Source organism: Streptomyces sp. NPDC015144, assembly GCF_043079735.1.
Taxonomy (GTDB): Bacteria; Actinomycetota; Actinomycetes; order Streptomycetales; family Streptomycetaceae; genus Streptomyces.
On record NZ_JBIBUU010000032.1, the window covers coordinates 23,963 to 41,395 of the forward strand.

The following is a 17,433-nucleotide window of genomic DNA, read 5'->3' on the forward strand; positions in this document are numbered from 1 at the left end:
GCGATGCGACGTCGGATTCTCGGATCGAACGGCCGCCGGGGCACCCTGATCGCCGCCTCGGCGGCCGTGCTGTGTCTGGGCGGGGCGCTCGCCGCCTGCGGTGGCGGCGCGGCGGAGACGGGCCACGCGGCGCTCGGGGCGGCCGGTACGGAGCCGGGGACGGGTGCGGGGGGCGCGCCGGGCAAGGTCACCCTGGTCCCGCTCGACCCGGACGGCGGAAGCCCCAAAGCCGGGCCCGGTGCCGGAGCCGACACCGGTGGAGGAGTGGACGGGAGCGGAAGCGGGAGCGGGAGGGGCGGGAAGGCGGGCGGCCGGGACGGAAACGGGTCCGGGAGCGGGTCCAGCGGTCCCTCGGAGGGCGCCTCGCGGTCGCCCTCCGGCTCTCCCGGACGCGGCACGGGGGCGACGCCCCGTCCCACCGTGCCCTCGGCCCCGTCGAAGCCCACCGGGCCCTCGACGCCATCCGCCCCCGGTACGCCCTCCGGGCCCGCCGAGCTGAGAGTGGGCGCCCCCGTCCGGCAGGCGGCGGACGAGCGCTGGTGCGAGAAGGTGACCGTCGAGTTCCGGAACACCGGGGGATCACCGGTGCGCGGGGGAACGGTCACCTTCGCCACGCACGTGATCGGTTCGCTGGGGGTCGACTGGGCGACCGTGGAGTCGACCGGGCCGCTCCCCGCGCCGATCGACGCGGGAGCGGCGCGGACGGCGACGTACACCGTCTGCGTGGACGCCTGGCGGGTGCCCCTGGGCATGCATGTCGAGACCCGGGACGTCACCGCCGTATCGAAGTGACAGGGGACGTGTGTGCCGGCCGGCGGCCGGCGCGGCCGCCGGGACGGTCAGCCGAGCGCGAGCCAGGCCACCGCAGCGAGGACGGCGATCACCACGACGACGCCGACGATCACCCCGGTCCTCGGTCCTCCGGACGAGGCGGCCGGCTGCTGCCGACGCTGCGGCTCGCCCTCGTCGACGAAGGCGCGGAACATCTGGGTGCTGCCGGCCGGGTCGTGGTTGCCCTCGGGGCCCTGCGGGGCGTGGGGGTTGTGTGCCATGGGCCAGGACCCTAGCGAACTCGGCTCTCCTCCCCAACCCCCGGGTCGGGGAAGGGGAAGAGGGGTGAGGGGAGGAAGGGGCCAGGTCGGGGGCGCGGGACGAGCCCGGGGGAGCGCACGGTGGACCCCGGACTCCAGAGCGGACACCCCAGGACCGGCAGCACCTCCCGAAGGACGTGCCCGGGTCGACTGCGCCTGCGACAGGACATGCCCCGGGGCGGACTGCAACTCAGGCGGGACGTGCCCCGGGGCGGACTGCAACTCAGGCGGGACGTGCCCCGGGGCGGACTGCCCCTCCGCCAGAACATGGACCAACGCACCGGCCCGGCCCCTGCGAGTCAGGGTCGGCGGCGGGCATCGGGCCGGGTGCCACCGGGGGCTCTGCTGTGGCATGACACACACCGCGCCCCACGCACCACCCCTGCGCTGCGGGCTTGACTCCGCCCCTACACAGCCTTTTGCGTTCCTTTACTTCTGCAAGTCCACTTTCGTTTGCCTGCAGCAACCAACGGCTTCTATCGTTGCCCTAAGCAACAAGATGCACCGGTGAGATGAGATGTCTGGGGGTCCCGTGGCGGCACGGAGTCGGTACGAAGAACTGGCCCGGCAACTCAGCGCCGTAGGGGCCGTCAAGCGCGGTCTCGCCCGCATCCTCCCCGCCGAGTGCCCGGCCGGGTCCGCCGCCGTGCTGACCCTGCTCCGGCAGCACGGCGAGATGCGGATCAGCCGGCTGGCCGAGCTGCTGGACGTCGACATGTCGGTGACAAGCCGCCATGTCGCCCATGTAGCGGAGCGCGGCTGGATCGTGCGGTCCCCGGATCCGGCGGACAAGCGGTCCCGCATCCTGCGGCTGACCCCCGAGGGACATGACGTACTCGGCGATCTGAACCGGCGGACCACCGAGATGTTCGCCCACAACCTCTCCGACTGGTCGGACGAGGAGGTCGGGCAGCTCAACACGCTGCTGGCCCGGCTGCGCGACAGCTTCGCCTGCCGCGGGCCCGGCGGGTGCGGCCCCGGAAAGCACAGCGGCGACTGCCGCTCCCGACCGGTCGGCAGCGACCACGACCACGACGTACACACCCGTACACCTGTGTAACAGAAGCAAAGACAAGGACTTAAATGGCTACGACCACACCGACCGGTGTGCGGGGCGGCCACGCCAAGCACGGGGGGTCGCCGGACCCCGCGTCCGGCGCGCCGATGACACACCGGCAGATCATGGAGGCACTGGCCGGGCTGATGCTCGGCATGTTCGTCGCGATCCTGTCGTCGACGGTCGTCTCCAACGCCCTGCCCGAGATCATCTCCGACCTCGGCGGCGGCCAGAGCGCCTACACCTGGGTCGTCACGGCCTCGCTGCTGGCGATGACCGCCACCACCCCGCTCTGGGGCAAGCTCTCCGACCTGTTCAGCAAGAAGCTGCTGGTCCAGATATCCCTGGTGATCTACGTCGCGGGCTCGGTCGTCGCCGGTCTGTCGACCAGCAGCGGCATGCTGATCGCCTGCCGTGTCGTCCAGGGCATCGGCGTCGGCGGTCTCTCCGCCCTCGCGCAGATCGTGATGGCCGCGATGATCGCCCCGCGCGAGCGCGGCCGCTACAGCGGTTACATCGGCGCGGTCTTCGCCGTCGCCACCGTCGGCGGTCCGCTGCTCGGCGGTGTCATCACGGACACCAGCTGGATGGGCTGGCGCTGGTGCTTCTACGTCGGTGTGCCGTTCGCCGTCATCGCGCTGATCGTGCTCCAGAAGACGCTGAAGCTCCCGGTCGTGAAGCGTGAGGTCAAGGTCGACTGGTGGGGCGCGTTCTTCATCAGCGCCGCCGTGTCGCTGCTGCTGGTCTGGGTGACCTTCGCGGGCGACAAGTACGACTGGCTGTCCTGGCAGACCGCCGTGATGGTCGTCGGTTCCGTCGTCCTCGGCGCGATCTTCGTCGCCATCGAGTCCAAGGCCAGCGAGCCGATCATCCCGCTGCGCCTCTTCGGCAACCGCACCATCGCGCTGGCCTCGCTGGCCTCGCTGTTCGTCGGTATCGCGATGTTCGCGGGCACCGTCTTCTTCAGCCAGTACTTCCAGCTGGCGCGCGGCAAGTCGCCGACGATGTCGGGCGTCATGACGATCCCGATGATCGCGGGTCTGTTCATCTCCTCCACGGTCTCCGGCCAGATCATCACCAAGACCGGCCGCTGGAAGGCCTGGCTGGTCAGCGGTGGCTTCCTGGTCACCGCCGGACTGGGCCTGCTGGGGACCCTCCGCTACGACACCGAGTACTGGCACATCGCGGTCTTCATGGCCGTCATGGGTCTCGGCATCGGCATGATGATGCAGAACCTGGTGCTCGCCACGCAGAACCAGGTCGCCCCGTCCGACCTCGGCGCGGCCAGCTCCGTCGTCACCTTCTTCCGTTCCCTCGGTGGTGCGATCGGCGTCTCGGCGCTGGGCGCCGTCATGGCGAACCGCGTCACCCACTACGTGAAGGAAGGGCTCGCGGAGCTCGGTCCCAAGGGCGCGGCCATGGGCCACGGCGGCACCGGCGGCGGGGGCATCCCCAACGTCCGTGAGCTGCCCGAGCCGTTCCGTTCGGTCGTGGAGAGCGCCTACGGGCACGGTGTCGGCGACGTCTTCCTGTACGCCGCCCCCGCCGCGCTGATCGCCTTCCTGATCACGATCTTCATCAAGGAGGTCGCGCTCAAGACCAACGCGTCGAGCGAGGCCCCGGCCACTGCCGAGACCCCGGCCGCTGCCGAGGTTCCGGCCGACGCCCTGGCCAAGGCTCCGGTCGCGGTCGCGGCCGTCCCGGCCCCCGCCGCCCCGGTCGCCACCGCGACGGCCGTCGAGGACGCGGCCCCGGCCGCCGCCCCGGCGCCCGCCCTTCGGGGCACGGCCGTGCACGGTGTGGTGCGCGGTGCGGAGAGCGCGCCGGTGGCCGGTGCCGCCGTCACGCTGATCTCGCTGGCCGGCCGCCAGCTGGGGCGCTCCGTCGCCCAGGCCGACGGCACGTACGAGCTGGACGCCCCGGGCTCCGGCAGCTACGTCCTGATCGCCTCCGCCGACGGTTTCCAGCCGCAGGCGTCCACGGTGGTCGTGGGTGACGAGCCGCTCGCGTTCGACATCCTGCTCTCGGGTACGAGCGGGCTCGCCGGTCTCGTACGGTCGGCGGAATCCTCCGATCCGGTCGAGGGCGCCATGGTTGTCGTGACCGATGTGCGCGGCGACGTCCTGGCCACCGGGTCGTCCGACGGGGCGGGCGAGTTCGCCTTCGGCGAGCTGGTGCCCGGCACCGTGACCGTCGCGGTCAACGCCCTCGGCTTCCGGCCGCTGGCGCTGCCGGTGGAGGTCGGCGGCCAGGGGATCACCCGGGTCGAGGCCGTGCTCCAGGCCGGTGCGCTGGTCCAGGGAGTCGTGCGGGCGGGTACCGCGCGTCGTCCGCTGCCGGACGCCCGGGTCACACTGGTCGACGCGGCGGGCAATGTGGTCGCCACCTCGACGACCGGGGAGGACGGGGCGTACGCCTTCACCGACCTGGACGCGGGCGAGTACTCGGTCGTCGCGACCGGCTACCCGCCGGTGGCGAGCGCGCTGACCGTGGCAGGCCGCGGGGCCGACGGCCACGACATCGAGCTCGCCCACCCCGGCGAGTAACAGACCCCCGGCCGGCCGGTGCTTTCGAGCGGAGGCACCGGCCGGCAGGTGGAAATGGGCCCCGGCGTGGGGACGACAGGCAGGGGACGGCCTGCCGTCCCCGCCCGGGGCCCGACTCTTTGAACGAGTCATGGACCTAGGAGAGAGAACCGGATGGGACTTCGCGCACAGGTACGGACCCGCGACGGCTGGGCGGTCCAGCACGCGGTCGTGACGGTCACCGACATGACCGGAACGCAGGTGCTGCGCGCCGCCGCCGACGAGGACGGGGCGGTACGGACCGAGGGCAGCCTGGACGCCGGGGCGTACACGGTGATCGTCACGGCGGTCGGGTACGCCCCCGCCGCCTCGACCGCCATGGTCACGGCGAGCGGGCGGGTCGAGGCGGGCACGGTGGTGCTGAGCCGGCAGGGCGGGGTGGAACTGCCGCCGCCGGGGGCCTGGTCGCTGGATCCGGCGCACTGCTCGGTCGCCGCGGTCGCCCAGCACCTGGGGATCTCCAGCGTGCGCGGCCGGTTCACCGAGTTCAGCGGCCGCATCGAGATCGCGGAGGACGTCCAGCTCTCCCGGGTCGAGGCCGTCATCGCCGCGTCGAGCATCGACACCGGCAACAGCATGCGCGACAAGCACCTGCGCTCGCCCGACTTCCTGGACGCGGAGCGCTTCCCGGAGATCACCTACCGCTCGGACGGGCTGACCCCGACCGGCCCCGACCGCTGGCTGGTCCACGGCGAGCTGTCGATGCACGGCGTGGTCCGCCCCGTCGACCTGGACCTGAGCTACCTGGGCACCGGCCCCGACCCGTGGGGCGGGGTGCGCGCCGCCTTCAACGCCACGGCCGAGCTGCACCGCGAGGACTTCGCGATGAACTACAACCAGGTGGTGCAGGCGGGCATCGCGGCGATCGGCACGACGCTGCGGGTGGAGCTCGACATCCAGGCCGTGCAGGGCGGGACGCTGCCCTCGTAACCGGGCGGAACACCACGCGACCATCGTCGCCAGTCGAGTTCCGTCGTGGCCGGTGGGGTGCCGTCGTGGTCCGCGGACCCGGCACCCCACATCGCGACGAACACAGCGTCATCGTGCTGTCGGACGCCAGCGAACGGCCCGTGACCGGGCTCAGCGGTCCCGCATCGCCTCGATGCCCGCGATCAGCAGTTCCAGGGCGACCTCGAAGTCCCGGTCGCGCATCTCCTCGACCGTGCCGCCGCCCCGGGCGTCCATGACCTCCTGCGAGGACTCGATGATCCGGCTGTGCTGCGGCTGGGAGCGGATCGTGCTCATCGCCTGCCGGTAGTACTCGTCCTGGCTGAGCCCGGCCGCCGTACTGCGCTCCGCGAAGTGCCCCTCGACGGTGCCGAACCCGTACACGAACTGGAAGACCGCGGAGAGCGCGCCGGTCTGGTGGTGGGCGGGGAGGCCGGTCGCCCGGATGACGTCCTGGACGGCGTACGACATCAGCATCGCGTGCGGGCCGATGTTGAGGAAGTGGCCGGCGAGCGTCGACACCCAGACGTGCCGGACGAGCAGCGCGCGGTACTCGGCGGCCAGTCCGCGCAGCCGCTCGTGCCAGTGGGCGTCCTCGGGGGGCACCACGAACTCGCCGTAGACCGTGTCGAGGGCCAGTTCCAGCAGGTCGTCCTTGGTGTCGACGTACCAGTACAGGGACATCGCGGTGACGTCCAGCTCGGCGGCCAGCCTGCGCATGGAGAACTTGGCCAGCCCCTCGGCGTCCAGCAGCCGGACCGAGGTCGTGGTGATCCTCTCCCGGTCCAGCCCGGCCGCCTGGTCCGGCCTCCGGGCGCGCGAGGGAGGCCGCTGTTCCAGCCAGACACTGGTCCTGACGGGCTTCTTCACCCGGTCGGCCGCGGACACCATGACGCACCCTCCTCGTCTCCCCCGTCCCTGATGCTATGCCGCCGCCGCGCCACCGTCCGCGTCCACCCGTACCGGCTCCGAGCGGCCCGCGCGGTGCAGCAGTACGGCGGCGAGCACCCCGCCCGCCAGTACGGCGACCGCCCCGAAGAGCTGGCTGGTCTCCAGCCCGGAGGCGAAGGCGTCGGTGATCCTCGCCCGTTCCCCGGCGTCGGTGGCCGCGGCGAGCGCGGCGGGCAGCGACGCGGCCCCCACCGCCGCCGGCACCAGCGCCGAGAACCGCGAGCCCAGCACCGCGCCGAGCACCGCGACGCCCAGCCCGTTGCCGAACTCGGCGAGCGTGCCGTTGACCCCGGCACCCACGCCCGCCTTCTCCGGCGGAATGGCGCCCATGATCGCGTTGGCCATGGCGGGCATGGCGATCGCGATGCCCGCGCCCATCACGACGAGCCCGAGCAGCATGCCCCCGTACCCGCCCCCGCCGAGCAGGGCGATCGCGGCGAGGCCCGCGGCCAGCAGGGTCATCCCGGACGCGATGGTGCCCGGCGTCCCCAGCCGGGGCACCAGCCGCGCGCCGAGCCCGGTGAGGTTGAGCGCGACGACGGTCAGCGCCAGCGGCGCCGTCCGCAGCCCGGCCTCCAACGGCCCGTAGCCGAGGACGAACTGGAGCTGCTGGGTGAGCAGGAAGAGCGAGCCGCCCATCCCGAAGGCGACCAGGATCGCGCCCGCCACCGCCCCGACGAACCGCTGGTTCCGGAAGAAGTGCATGTCCAGCATCGGGTACGGGATACGCAGCTCCCACAGCACGAATCCGGTGAGGACGGCGGCCCCGGCGAAGGCGGTCAGCAGCACCCGGCCGGAGCTCCAGCCGTGCTCGGGGCCGGAGATGATCGCGTACACGACGCAGGTCATGCCGATCGTGGAGAGCAGCGCGCCGAACAGGTCGGGGCGCTCGCCCGCCGGGTTCTTCGACTCGGGGACCAGCCGGACCACGGCGACCAGCCCGAGGGCCGCGACCGGGATGTTGATCAGGAAGATCGCGCCCCACCAGAAGTGGTCCAGCATCACCCCGCCGATCAGCGGTCCGACGGCGAAGCCGAGCGAGCTGACGGTCGACCAGATGCCGATCGCCTTCACCCGCTCGCCCTCGTCGAAGATCTGGACGATGACGGCGAGGGTCGTGGTCATCAGCAGGGCGCCGCCGACGCCCATGCCCGCGCGGGCGGCGATCAGTTGCGCGGACGACTGCGCCACCCCGGCCACCAGCGAGCCGATGCCGAACAGAGCCAGCCCGGCGACCAGCATCTTCTTGCGGCCGTAGCGGTCGGCGGAGCTGCCGGCCGTCAGCAGCAGGCCCGACTGGACCAGCGAGTAGGCGTTGATCATCCACTGCACATCGGCGGTGGAGGCGTGCAGCTCCCGGGTGAGGGAGGGGATCGCCACGTTGAGAACGGTGTTGTCGAGCAGCACGGTGAGCTGGGCGAGGCAGATGACGCCGAGGATCAGCCAGCGCTGCGGATGGCCGGGGGACGCGAGGTTCTTCTGTCCGGCGACAGTTGCCGTCATGCGGTCTCCTTCTTCCTTGTTCCTGTTCCTCTACGGTGTACGGGTGGCGCGCTGTACACCGTATAGCTCACCTGTACGGTGTACAACTCTTTTCCGCGCGGTACCGTGCTCGGCGCTGATCGACAGGACTTCCCAGGGTTGGAGTGGCATGTCAGTGCGTCGTCGTACGGTCGAAGTGCTCGTGTCGGCAGGGCTGTTGGCGTCGGTGCTCGCGCCGCCCGCGGCGGCCGCCGGGGAGGGGCGCGGGCCCGCCGTCCCGCTCCGGGTGGCCACGTACAACATCCATGCGGGCGCGGGCATGGACAACGTCTTCGACCTCGACCGGCAGGCCGGGGCCCTGCGCGCACTGGACGCCGATGTGATCGGCCTCCAGGAGGTCGACGTGCGCTGGGGTGCCCGCAGCGAGTGGCGGGACCTCGCGGCGGAGCTGGCCGGGCGGCTGGGCATGCGGGTGTCGTTCGCCCCGATCTACGACCTCGATCCGGTCGCGCCCGGGGAGCCCCGGCGGGAGTTCGGGGTCGCGGTGCTGTCGCGGTATCCGATCGTGAGCGCCGAGAACCACGACCTCACCCGGCTCTCCACCCAGGACCCGAGCCCGGTTCCGGCGCCCGCGCCCGGCTTCGGCGAGGTGGTCGTACGGGTGCAGGGGCTGCCGGTGCACGTCTACGCGACCCATCTGGACTACCGCGCGGACCCGTCCGTCCGGATCGCCCAGGTCGCCGACACCCGCCGGATCATGGCGGAGGACCGGGCCTCGGAGCGCGGACCGGTCCGCCAGGTGCTGCTCGGCGACTTCAACGCGGCGCCCGGCGCACCCGAACTCGCCCCGCTGTGGCAGGAGTTGACGGATGTCGAGCCGGGCGTTCCCACGTTCCCGGCGGAGAATCCGGTGGAACGGATCGACTACGTGGCGGTGTCGAAGGACACCGTACGGGCGCGCGGCGCGGCGGTGGCCGAGTCGCTCGCCTCGGACCACCGCCCCGTCGTCGCCGATCTGCTGCTGCGGCGCTGAGGCGCGTCAGGAACCGCTCTTCGGGCTGGTCAGGTCGTAGAAGGTGGCGTTGCCGACGGTGACCTTCTCGAAGTTCTTCTCCACCCAGGAGGAGATCTGCGAGGCGGTTCCCTCACCACTGCCGCCCATGCCTCCCCTGCCTCCACCGCCGCCGCCCATGCCGCCCGCGATGAAGTAGTGGATGCGGCCGTCCTCGACGTACTGCTCGAACTGGGCGAGCGTCGGGGACGGATCGCTTCCGTTGAAGCCGCCGATCGCCATCACCGGCTCCTCGGTGGCGAGTTGGTAGCTGGCGGCGTTCTGGGAGCCGATGGCGGCGGCGGCCCAGGTGTACGTCCCGGCGTCCTTCGCCAGGAGCCGTTCGGCCTCGGCGTCCACGGTGGCGCCGTTGAGCAGGCCGCCCATGCCGCCGCCTCCCATGCCGCTCCCCATGCCTTCGCCACCGGGGCCGTTGCCGCCGGGGAAACCGGGCATCTGGCCGTTCTGGCCGTTCTGTCCGTTCTGGTTGGGCGGGGCGCCCTGGCTGTTCTGGCCGTTCTGTCCGTTCTGGTTGGGCGGGGCGCCCTGGCTGTTCTGGCCGTTCTGGCCGTTCTGGCCGTTCGACGGGTTGGTCCCGCCCGGCGGGGTACCCCCGGGCAGCGCGCCCCCGGGCGGCGTGCCCTGCGTACCGCCCTGTGCACCGCCCCCCTGGCCGGGGAAGCCCATCCCGTATCCCGCCCCGTCGAAGCCGCCGAAGCCGCCCCGGCCCCCGCGCCCGCCGCCTCTGCCCGGTCCGCCGCCGCCGAACATCCCGCCGCCGGACGGGCCCGCCGTGACGATCGAGCCCTGGTGGCCGGTGTCCAGCGTGGTCACGGCGTACGCGGTCGGCCCCGCCAGCGACGCGGCAAGCCCCAGCCCCACGGCGAGGTACGCCACCCGGCGCCCCAGCAGCGGGACGAGCAGCAGCCCGAGCGCCGCCGCGATCCCCGCGACGAGCACCGCCCACCGCAGCCACGGCAGGTAGTCCGGGGTCCGCCCCAGCAGCTCGTACGCCCAGCAGACCGTCACGACGACGGTCCCCGCCAGCACGGTCCGCGCCCACCACCGGGTGCGCTCCTCCCACAGCACCGTGGCACCCATCCCGGCCAGCGCAGCCACGTACGGGGCGAGGGCCACCGTGTAGTACTGGTGGAAGATGCCCGCCATGAAGCTGAAGACGGCCGCGGTCGTCAGCAGTGCCCCGCCCCAGGCGAGGAAGGCCGCGCGGGCGGTGTCCGTCCGCGCCGTGCGCCGGGTCAGCCAGACCCCCGCGACCAGCAGGATCAGCGCGGCGGGCAGCAGCCAGGAGATCTGGCCGCCGATCTCGGAGTTGAACATCCGGCCGATACCGGTCTCGCCCCACTGACCGCCGCCCGGTCCACCGCCCGGTCCGCCTCCGCCGCCGACGCTGCCGGTCTCGTCGCCGTTGATCCGGCCCAGACCGTTGTAGCCGAAGGTCAGCTCCAGGAAGGAGTTGTGCTGCGAGCCGCCGACGTACGGGCGGGAGGAGGCGGGCCAGAGTTCGACGACCGCCACCCACCAGCCGCCCGCGACGACCATGACCAGGGCCGACAGCCCGAGCTGGCCGAGCCGCCGGCGTACCGGTACGGGCGCGCAGACCGCGTACAGCACGGCCAGCGGCGGCAGGATCAGGAACGCCTGGAGGGACTTGGCCAGGAACGCGAGGCCGACCGCGGCCCCCGCCCACACCAGCCACTTCGTACGGCCGTGCTCCAGCGCGCGCAGCACGCAGTAGACCGTGACGGTCATCAGCAGGGCGAGCAGCGCGTCCGGGTTGTTGAAGCGGAACATCAGCGCGGCGACCGGGGTCAGCGCGAGGACGGCCGTGGCGATCAGCCCGGCCACCGCGTTGAACCGGCGCCGCACGGCCGCGTGGAGCACCCCGGCGGTGGCGACGCCCATCAGGACCTGCGGGGCCAGGATCGCCCAGGAGTTGAGGCCGAAGACCCGCACCGACAGGGCCATCGGCCAGAGGGCGGCCGGGGGTTTGTCGACGGTGATGGCGTTGGCCGCGTCCAGCGAGCCGAAGAAGAACGCCTTCCAGCTGCGGCTGCCGGCCTGCGCGGCGGCGGAGTAGAAGGAGTTGGCGTATCCGGAGGCGCTGAGGTTCCAGAGGTAGGCCGCCGCGATGAGCAGCAGCAGGACGAGGAAGGCCGGGCGCGCCCAGCGCGGGTCCTCGGGCCTGCCCCGCCGGACCCGGGCGGCCCGGCAGCGGTCGGGGTGCGGCGTGCTCATCGGTGGGTCTCCCGTTCGTGGTGGAGGGCGTCGGCGGGCTCCTGGCCCCGGGGCGCGGCCCGCTCGGGGAAGACCCAGGCGCGCAGCAGCAGGAAGCGCAGCACCGTCGCCGCGAGGTTGGCCGCGATCAGCACGGCGAGCTCCGTCGTGTGCGAGGGCGAGCCCGACGCCGCCCCCAGCGCCGCCAGCGAACCGCTGGTCAGCGCGAGGCCGATGGCGAACACCACCAGCCCCTGCGCCTGGTGGCGGACGGCCCCGCGCCGCCCCCGTACGCCGAAGGTGAGCCGCCGGTTGGCCGCGGTGTTGGCGACGGCGGACACCAGCAGCGCACCGGCGTTGGCGAGCTGCGGGCCCGCGCCGAGCCGGAAGAGCGAGTACAGGGCGAGGTAGCAGAGCGTGGAGAGCGCGCCGACCGCGCAGAAGCCGACGAGCTGCCGGGCCAGTCCGCCGGGCACCCCGCCGACCGCCCGGTCGCGCGGGTCGTCGCCGAAGGGGCGGGCCAGCCGGTCCAGCGGCAGCGTGCCGACCGCCAGCGCCCGCCCCACCCGCCACACGCCTTTCAGGTCATCGACGGCCGTCCGCACGATGTGGACGCTGGAGTCGGGGTCGTCGACCCAGTCGACCGGCACTTCGTGGATGCGCAGCCCGGCGCGTTCGGCGAGCACCAGCATCTCGGTGTCGAAGAACCAGCCCGGGTCCTCCACCATCGGCAGCAGCCGTTCCGCGACATCGCGGCGGATGGCCTTGAACCCGCACTGGGCGTCGCTGAACCGGGCGGCCAGCGAGGAGCGCAGGATCAGGTTGTAGGAGCGCGAGACGAACTCCCGCTTCGACCCGCGCACCACCCGGGAGCCGCGCGACAGCCGGGAGCCGATCGCCAGGTCGGAGTGGCCCGAGATCAGCGGGGCGACCAGCGGCAGCAGCGCGTTGAGGTCGGTGGACAGGTCGACGTCCATGTAGGCGAGGACCGGGGCCTCCGAGTCGGACCAGACGGTCCGCAGCGCCCGCCCCCGCCCCTTCTGCTCCAGCCGGTACGAGCGGACCCGGGGCAGCTCGGCCGCGAGCCGGGCCGCCACCCGCGGTGTCCGGTCGGTGCTGGCGTTGTCGGCGACGGTGATCCGGAAGCCGTACGGGAAGGTGCGCGCCAGATGGTCGTGCAGGCGGCGCACACAGGGTTCGAGGTCCTTCTCCTCGTTGTGGACGGGTATCACCACGTCGAGCACGGCCGCCCCCGCGGGATCGGCCGGCCCGGCGGCCGTTTCTACGGTGAGGTGGTCCCGGGGCGGCAGGGCGGTGACGCTCCAAGGCGTGTCGGTCGGCATACGGACGACCCTCGCCGCCCGCGCTGTCACACCGGTGTGCCGAGCCTGTCCCCGACCTGTGAGTCCACGGCCGGACGCCGCTCCGTCGCGGGCCGCTACCCCGTCCCGGGCCGCTACTCCGTCCCGGGCCGCTACTCCGTCCCGGGCCGCTGTTCCGACTCCGGCCGGTGTTCCACCTCCGGCCGCTGTTCCGTCGCGGGCAGGTGGACGGCGAACACCGTGCGCCCCGGCACCGATTCCACCGCGACCCGCCCGCCGTGCGCGGCGACGACGGCCTGCACGATGGCCAGCCCGAGCCCGGTGGAGCCCGCGCCGCGCGAGCGCGAGGCGTCCCCGCGCGCGAACCGCTCGAAGACGTGCGGCAGCAGCCCGGACGGGATGCCCGGCCCGTCGTCCTCGACCTCCAGGACCACCCGCGCCCGTCCGGCGTCCGGCCGCACCCGGGTGGTGACGGTCGTCCCCGGCGGGGTGTGGGTACGGGCGTTCGCCAGCAGGTTGACCAGCACCTGGTGGAGCCGGGTGGGATCGCCCTGCACGGTGACGGGCTCATCCGGAAGATCGAGCCGCCAGTGATGGCCGTCGAACCGTTCCTCCCCGGTCCGGCCGGGCCGACGGGCCCCGGCGCGGGCCCCGGTGGGGGCCCCGGTGTCGGCCCCGGTGCGGGCTCCGGCGGGGGCGGCACCACCGGGCTCGCGGACCCCTGAACGGGTCCGCCCGCCAGCACCGACGGGGGCGGGCCCACGGGCCCCGGTGTCGGCGGCGCGGGCGTCGCTCACCGCGTCGACGACCAGCGACGACAGATCGGTGCGCTCCCGGCCCAGCGGACGCCCGGAGTCCAGCCGGGCGAGCAGCAGCAGGTCCTCCACCATGCCCGTCATCCGCTCCGCCTCGGACTCGATCCGCCCCAGCGCGTGCCGGGTGTCGGGCCCGGTCTCCTCGCCGCCGCGCCGGGTCAGTTCGGCGTAGCCGCGGATCGAGGCGAGCGGGGTGCGCAGCTCGTGGCTGGCGTCGGCGACGAACTGGCGCACCCGGGTCTCGCTCCGCTGCCGTGCCGCCAGGGCCGAACCGACGTGGTCCAGCATCCGGTTGAGCGCGGCGCCCACCTGCCCGACCTCGGTGCGCGGGTCGGCCTGGGCCTGCGGGACCCGTTCCAGGGGGGCCACCTCACCGCTGTGCAGCGGGAGTTCGGAGACCAGGGTGGCGGTGGCGGCGATCCGGCGAAGTGGGCGCAGGGCGACCCCGACGATCGCGGCGCCCGCGAGTCCGGCCGCGATCAGCCCGGCGGCGGTGACGCAGACCTCGACGACGATCAGGGTGGTCAGCGCGGAGCCCACCTCGGCGGCGGGGAGACCGACGAGCAGGGTGTTGCCCAGCGGGTCCACGACCGCCTCGACCCGGTTGGCGCCGAGCCCCGGCAGATCGACGCCCCGCGCCCCGTCCCCGGCCGCGATCCCCGCCGCCGCGAGGGCGCTCAGCTGGGCCCCGGTCATCGGCCGGCCGCCGCTCTCGTACCCGGCTCCGAACCCCGTTCCTGTCCCCGTCCCCGTACCGCTCTCCACGACGACGCGCGAGGCGGTGACCTTGCCGTCCCCGGCCAGCACCGCCCCGAAGGCGCCGACCGGCAGCCCGCGCACATCGACGAAGGCCAGCGGGTCATGGGGCTGGGGTATGCCGCCGGGCACCGGCCCCCCGCCCCCGGGCGGCTTCCCGGCCCGTACGGCGACGGCGTGCAACTGGTCGTCGAGCTTGCCGTAGAGATAGCTGCGGTAGGCGATCGTGGTGACCGAGCCGATGACCGAGGCGACGACGGCGATCAGCGTGACCGCCGAGACCACCAGCCGGGTCCGCAGCGTCCACGGCCCCCGCAGCCGGCGCCCGCGCCCGTGGCCGTTGCCGCGCCCGTGGCCGCGTCTACTCACCGGGCTTGATGAGGTACCCGGCCCCGCGCCGGGTGTGGATCATCGGCGACCGGCCCGCGTCGATCTTCTTGCGCAGGTACGAGATGTACAGCTCGACGACGTTGGCCTGGCCGCCGAAGTCGTAGTTCCACACCCGGTCCAGGATCTGGGCCTTGCTGAGCACCCGGCGCGGATTGCGCATCAGGTAGCGCAGCAGCTCGAACTCGGTCGCGGTGAGATGGATGGAGGCCCCGCCCCGGCTCACCTCGTGGCTGTCCTCGTCGAGGACCAGATCGCCGACGACGAGCGTCGACTCGCCGCGTACCGCCGCCGTCCCGGAGCGCCGGATCAGCCCGCGCAGCCGCGCCACGACCTCCTCCAGGCTGAACGGCTTGGTCACGTAGTCGTCGCCGCCCGCCGTGAGCCCGGCGATCCGGTCCTCCACCGCGTCCCGCGCGGTCAGGAACAGCACCGGCACCTCGGCGATCTCCCGCCGCAGCCGGCCGAGCACGGCGAGCCCGTCGGTGTCCGGCAGCATCACGTCGAGGATCACCACGTCGGGCCGGAAGTCCCGCGCCGCCCGGACCGCCCCGGCCCCGTCCCCGGCGCTGCGCACCTCCCAGCCCTCGTAGCGCAGGGCCATGGAGAGCAGCTCGGCGAGCGGTGCCTCGTCGTCCACCACCAGCACGCGGACGGGGGTGCGGTCCGCCCTCAGCAGTTCGGTACGCCCCTGGGGCAAGGTCGTTGTCATGGCCCCGAGCCTGTGCGGCTCCCCTGAAAGCCCTCTTACTCGTTCCTGTGAATTCCCTGAGAAAATCCCGGCCGGGCCGTCTCCGGGCCCCCGTCACCCCTCCCCGAAGACCTTCCGGGCCCCCTGGTTCATCCCTCCCCGAAGAGCTTCCGGGCGTTCCCGTGGCAGACCGCCCGCAGCCAGTCGTCCCCCAGCCCCAGCCGTTCCAGCGCGTGGAGCTGATGGGCGTACGGGTACGGGATGTTCGGGAAGTCCGTACCCAGCAGGATCCGGTCCCCGAGCGCCGCGAGCCGCCCCCGCCCGGCCGCCGGGAAGGGGCTGAACCCCTCGGTGAAGTCGGTGAACGCCATCGTCGTGTCGAGCCGCACCTCCGGGTACGTCTCCGCGAGCGCCAGGAACTCCTCGTACTCCGGCATCCCCAGATGCGCCACGACCAGCGGCAGCCGGGGGTGCCGGGCGAGCAGCCGGGCGACCGGTTCGGGGCCGGTGTGCCTGCCAGGCGCCGGGCCCGAACCGCAGTGGATCACCACCGGGATCCCGGCCTCGGCGAGGAGGCCCCAGACCGGTTCGAGGAGCGGGTCGTTGGGGTCGTAGCCGCCGACCTGGACATGCGCCTTGAAGACCCGCGCCCCCGCCTCGACGGCCTCGCGCACGTACTGCTCGACGCCCTCCTCCGGGAAGAAGGTCGCGGTGTGCAGACAGTCCGGCGTCCGGCGGGCGAAATCGGCGGCCCAGCCGTTCAGCCAGGCCGCCATCCCGGCCTTGTGCGGGTAGAGCATCGAGGTGAACCGGAGCACGCCGAACGACCGGAGCAGCGCGAGCCGTTCCTCCTCGTCGCGCCGGTAGGCGATCGGCCACTCCATCCCGGTCAGCGGCCCGACCGAGTCGAAGTACGCCCACACCTTGCGCAGCACCTGCTCCGGCATGAAATGCGTATGTACGTCGATGATCCCCGGCAGCCCCAACCGCTCCCAGAACCGCACGACGTCACGGGCGTCCTCACCCACCGCGCACCACCCTTCCCTCCGGTCACTCGAACCGCTCCGACGATCTCAGAACAGCCGCCACCGCACCCCACCGCCCCTCGGCGCAGCACCCCCACGCCCCACCAGCCCTCAGAACAGCCCGTCCTGCACCCCACCGGCCCCGAGGTCCACGACCGGCACGTCCACCCCGCCCCGCGCGTCCGCCACCAGCTCCCACCCGGTCATCAGCCGGGTGTCCAGCACCACCACCCCGTCCGGCGCCGTCCCGTCCCCCGCTGCTTCCCCGTCCACCACCGCCAGATGGAGGTCCGGCCCGGCCACCGCCACCAGCCGCCCGCCGACCGCGCCCCCGGCCACCAGCTCGGTCACGGCCCACCGCACCCCGCCCGCCGCTTCCACCCCGCCGAGCCCGAACAGCGCCACCTGGTCGACCGCTTCGAACGGCAACCGCTCCAGCGACTCCGGCCACGCCCCGGTCTCCGTCAGCGCCACCGCCCGCCGGTAGAGCCCGGCGACTTCCTCACCACGCCCCTCCATCCCCGACAGCGCCCCCCGCACCGCCCGCTTCCGCGCGTACGGGATCCGGTCCGGCACCCCGAACGCCGCCCGCAGCACCTCCTCCGTACGACGGCACGCCATCAACGGCCCGCGCCCCAGCCAGCCGAACACCACGGCCCCCTGCTCCCGCAGCCGTGCCGCACCCCGCTCCTCCGCGGTGATCCCGACCTTCACCATCCCGGGCCCGAACCAGGCGAGGTACACCCGGTACGTCCTCGGATCGTCCGCGATCGTGTCGGCGGCCACCGAATGCGCCCGGTCCAGCCGCGCGCACTCCGGGCACCGCGCCCCCGTACTGCGCCCCGGCACCACGGCCCCCACCGGGCACACGTTCCCCCGCGCCCCGACACACCCCCGCTCCCCCACGGCGCGAAACCCCAGCTCCGCCCCGTACGCCAGCGCACTCCCCCGCGCCACCCCACCCCGTCGCCACCCGAGCACGGGCCCCTCGTCCCCCCACCGCAACCCGGTGCACCGCCACGCCACAGCCCCTACCT

14 protein-coding genes are annotated in these 17,433 nt (G+C 73.3%); 5 read left to right on the forward strand and 9 right to left on the reverse strand.

Translation table 11 applies throughout. The annotated features are described in order from the left end of the window. Window positions 1-3: 3 nt before the first annotated feature. Window positions 4-792: a hypothetical protein gene (locus ACF08W_RS33470; protein ID WP_392281600.1), complete on the forward strand. Its 789-nt coding sequence runs from the start codon at window positions 4-6 to the stop codon at window positions 790-792. Window positions 793-839: 47 nt separating this feature from the next. Here ACF08W_RS33470 and ACF08W_RS33475 read toward each other — a convergent pair whose 3' ends face one another. Then, complete coding sequence (locus tag ACF08W_RS33475; protein WP_352273949.1) at window positions 840-1,052, reverse strand: hypothetical protein; 213 nt, start codon at window positions 1,050-1,052, stop codon at window positions 840-842. Window positions 1,053-1,623: 571 nt separating this feature from the next. Between ACF08W_RS33475 and ACF08W_RS33480 the strand changes: the two genes are divergently transcribed. The 3 genes from ACF08W_RS33480 to ACF08W_RS33490 all read left to right on the forward strand — a co-directional run bounded on the left by ACF08W_RS33480 (window position 1,624) and on the right by ACF08W_RS33490 (window position 5,663). Next, entirely contained in the window at window positions 1,624-2,151 is a 528-nt protein-coding gene (locus ACF08W_RS33480; RefSeq protein ID WP_385202509.1) for a MarR family winged helix-turn-helix transcriptional regulator, read from the forward strand. 23 nt (window positions 2,152-2,174) lie between these two features. Beyond that, a complete protein-coding gene (locus ACF08W_RS33485; protein WP_385202512.1) occupies window positions 2,175-4,694 on the forward strand; it encodes an MFS transporter in 2,520 nt (839 codons plus the stop codon). Between the two features lie 153 nt (window positions 4,695-4,847). Next, on the forward strand, window positions 4,848-5,663 hold the full coding sequence (locus tag ACF08W_RS33490; protein WP_392281601.1) for a YceI family protein: 816 nt from the start codon (window positions 4,848-4,850) through the stop codon (window positions 5,661-5,663). Between the two features lie 150 nt (window positions 5,664-5,813). On the opposite strand, the gene ACF08W_RS33495 is transcribed toward ACF08W_RS33490, so the two are convergent. Together ACF08W_RS33495 and ACF08W_RS33500 are read right to left on the reverse strand one after the other, a co-directional pair. After that, window positions 5,814-6,572 (reverse strand): TetR/AcrR family transcriptional regulator C-terminal domain-containing protein, encoded by a 759-nt coding sequence (locus ACF08W_RS33495; protein WP_352273953.1) that lies wholly within the window; start codon window positions 6,570-6,572, stop codon window positions 5,814-5,816. 33 nt (window positions 6,573-6,605) lie between these two features. Next, window positions 6,606-8,135 carry an MFS transporter gene (locus tag ACF08W_RS33500; RefSeq protein ID WP_392281602.1) on the reverse strand — a complete coding sequence of 510 codons (1,530 nt, stop codon included), beginning with the start codon at window positions 8,133-8,135 and terminating at the stop codon, window positions 6,606-6,608. A 148-nt stretch (window positions 8,136-8,283) separates the two neighbouring features. Between ACF08W_RS33500 and ACF08W_RS33505 the strand changes: the two genes are divergently transcribed. Next, window positions 8,284-9,147 (forward strand): endonuclease/exonuclease/phosphatase family protein, encoded by an 864-nt coding sequence (locus ACF08W_RS33505; RefSeq protein ID WP_392281603.1) that lies wholly within the window; start codon window positions 8,284-8,286, stop codon window positions 9,145-9,147. A gap of 6 nt (window positions 9,148-9,153) precedes the next feature. Here ACF08W_RS33505 and ACF08W_RS33510 read toward each other — a convergent pair whose 3' ends face one another. The 6 genes from ACF08W_RS33510 to ACF08W_RS33535 all read right to left on the reverse strand — a co-directional run bounded on the left by ACF08W_RS33510 (window position 9,154) and on the right by ACF08W_RS33535 (window position 17,422). Then, a complete protein-coding gene (locus ACF08W_RS33510; RefSeq protein WP_392281604.1) occupies window positions 9,154-11,421 on the reverse strand; it encodes an ArnT family glycosyltransferase in 2,268 nt (755 codons plus the stop codon). Beyond that, window positions 11,418-12,743: a glycosyltransferase gene (locus ACF08W_RS33515; protein WP_385202527.1), complete on the reverse strand. Its 1,326-nt coding sequence runs from the start codon at window positions 12,741-12,743 to the stop codon at window positions 11,418-11,420. Before ACF08W_RS33515 ends, ACF08W_RS33510 begins: the two co-directional genes overlap by 4 nt. 131 nt (window positions 12,744-12,874) lie before the next feature. Then, window positions 12,875-14,662 (reverse strand): sensor histidine kinase, encoded by a 1,788-nt coding sequence (locus ACF08W_RS33520; protein ID WP_392281605.1) that lies wholly within the window; start codon window positions 14,660-14,662, stop codon window positions 12,875-12,877. Continuing rightward, window positions 14,655-15,392 carry a response regulator transcription factor gene (locus ACF08W_RS33525; protein WP_352273958.1) on the reverse strand — a complete coding sequence of 246 codons (738 nt, stop codon included), beginning with the start codon at window positions 15,390-15,392 and terminating at the stop codon, window positions 14,655-14,657. The genes ACF08W_RS33520 and ACF08W_RS33525 overlap by 8 nt, the downstream gene beginning before the upstream one ends. Window positions 15,393-15,520: 128 nt before the next feature. Then, window positions 15,521-16,399: an amidohydrolase family protein gene (locus tag ACF08W_RS33530; protein WP_392281606.1), complete on the reverse strand. Its 879-nt coding sequence runs from the start codon at window positions 16,397-16,399 to the stop codon at window positions 15,521-15,523. A 108-nt stretch (window positions 16,400-16,507) separates the two neighbouring features. Beyond that, entirely contained in the window at window positions 16,508-17,422 is a 915-nt protein-coding gene (locus tag ACF08W_RS33535) for a DUF2797 domain-containing protein (RefSeq protein ID WP_392281607.1), read from the reverse strand. Window positions 17,423-17,433 lie beyond the last annotated feature (11 nt).

Bases quoted from the DNA above. Each gene is read 5' to 3' on its own strand.
- ACF08W_RS33470 (WP_392281600.1), top strand. From the start codon at position 4: ATGCGACGTCGGATTCTCGGATCGAACGGCCGCCGGGGCACCCTGATC.
- ACF08W_RS33475 (WP_352273949.1), bottom strand. From the start codon at position 1,052: ATGGCACACAACCCCCACGCCCCGCAGGGCCCCGAGGGCAACCACGAC.
- ACF08W_RS33485 (WP_385202512.1), top strand. From the start codon at position 2,175: ATGGCTACGACCACACCGACCGGTGTGCGGGGCGGCCACGCCAAGCAC.
- ACF08W_RS33490 (WP_392281601.1), top strand. From the start codon at position 4,848: ATGGGACTTCGCGCACAGGTACGGACCCGCGACGGCTGGGCGGTCCAG.
- ACF08W_RS33495 (WP_352273953.1), bottom strand. From the start codon at position 6,572: ATGGTGTCCGCGGCCGACCGGGTGAAGAAGCCCGTCAGGACCAGTGTC.
- ACF08W_RS33500 (WP_392281602.1), bottom strand. From the start codon at position 8,135: ATGACGGCAACTGTCGCCGGACAGAAGAACCTCGCGTCCCCCGGCCAT.
- ACF08W_RS33505 (WP_392281603.1), top strand. From the start codon at position 8,284: ATGTCAGTGCGTCGTCGTACGGTCGAAGTGCTCGTGTCGGCAGGGCTG.
- ACF08W_RS33510 (WP_392281604.1), bottom strand. From the start codon at position 11,421: ATGAGCACGCCGCACCCCGACCGCTGCCGGGCCGCCCGGGTCCGGCGG.
- ACF08W_RS33515 (WP_385202527.1), bottom strand. From the start codon at position 12,743: ATGCCGACCGACACGCCTTGGAGCGTCACCGCCCTGCCGCCCCGGGAC.
- ACF08W_RS33525 (WP_352273958.1), bottom strand. From the start codon at position 15,392: ATGACAACGACCTTGCCCCAGGGGCGTACCGAACTGCTGAGGGCGGAC.